At 47.9% G+C, this 1,416-nt stretch carries 2 protein-coding genes; one reads left to right on the plus strand and one right to left on the minus strand.

Annotation, left to right across the window (positions count from 1 at the left end; translation table 11 throughout):
- The coding region (locus KDK16_RS05925; protein ID WP_257275150.1) for a hypothetical protein at nucleotides 1–512 on the minus strand (512 nt) is incomplete at its 3' end.
- A gap of 230 nt (nucleotides 513–742) precedes the next feature.
- On the opposite strand from KDK16_RS05925, the gene KDK16_RS05930 reads away from it, so the two are divergent.
- The coding region (locus KDK16_RS05930) for a phosphopentomutase (RefSeq protein ID WP_257275151.1) at nucleotides 743–1,416 on the plus strand (674 nt) is incomplete at its 3' end.

A 1,416-nucleotide genomic window follows, 5' to 3' on the forward strand; every position in this document is an offset into this window, starting at 1 on the left:
GTCAGGCTCTCATTGGGCGGGGTTACAGGGATGAAGTTCAACATAATGTTTAAGGTTTCTTGATCAATGCCTGTATTTAACTCCCGGATAGTTGCAATGACTTCTGCGTGGGTCATGGGCGGGAGTGGAATTGTCATTAAAGACTGCGGTAGTTGTGCTCCAGCACCTTCCGATGCCTCTGAATGCTCCTTTTTTTCGCCTTGCTCATTTTCATGGTTCATGGCAAATATAAGATGGCTTGCAACCGAATTGAGAAAATATCGAGAGTCTTCCCCTATATAATCATAATGGTTAATATACTCGTCCAGTAAGTTAGACTGCTTAGTTCTTTTATCTTCAACAAATATCTCCTCCTCTGGCGTTGGCAGAAGATTTTCTGCCCGCAGTTTTGAACAGGGGTAAGCCATTATGATGAGGCCGAGGGAAGCAGCAACCCACTGAATAGCTTTGTCACGATGGATGAATATCGATTGTCTCACCGTTTCGGGTAATCGAGAAATGGAGTAACTCATCAACATCAGCCCTCTTTGGTTTATGAATGCCCTGATAAGGTAGTCCCCGGATTGCACAAGTGCGCAATTTTAAGCGCCTTCCTCAATTGAGCATAGGGTGAGCGTGTGAAAGTGCATTCAGCTCAGTTACTTTCCTGACTCTCTCTGGATTAGGTATTAATCACTGTGCTGCTCTGTATCTTTCTGAGTAATAATTAAGGGACTCGCAAGGAGTTGGTAGGGTATCTCACATGAAACGAGCAATTGTCCTGGTGATGGACTCGTTCGGAGTTGGCGCCAGCGCTGATGCCGATCAGTTTGGTGATGCAGGCTCAAACACGATTGGCCACATCGCCAAGGCCTGTTCACAAGGCGAGGCAGACATTGGTCGACGGGGTGTACTTGAATTGCCAATATTTGCCAGTCTTGGTTTGTTGCATGCGGCTAAAGATTCCTCAGGGGCCTTTCCTGCCGGCATGAACACCGATGTAAAGCTGATCGGTGCCCACGGTTACGCCAGAGAAATTTCCAGTGGTAAGGACACCCCCAGCGGTCACTGGGAAATGATGGGTGCTCCTGTATTGTTCGACTGGGGCTACTTCAAGGATAAGGAGAACAGTTTTCCACAGGAACTGCTGGATCAACTGGTCGAAAAATCCGGAATACCCGGTGTCATAGGTAATTGCCATGCTTCAGGGACAACCATTCTGGAACACCAGGGCGAAGAGCACATGCGCACTGGCAAGCCCATTGTTTACACATCGACTGACAGCGTTTTTCAGATTGCCTGCCATGAAGAGACTTTTGGTCTGGAAAGACTGTATGAAGTTTGTGAAATCGCTCGTGAGCTGCTTGACCCCTATAATATTGGCCGTGTCATAGCCCGTCCTTTCGTGGGTGATGACGCCGGAGACTTCCAGCGAAC

Source organism: Endozoicomonas sp. SESOKO4 (assembly GCF_024606275.1).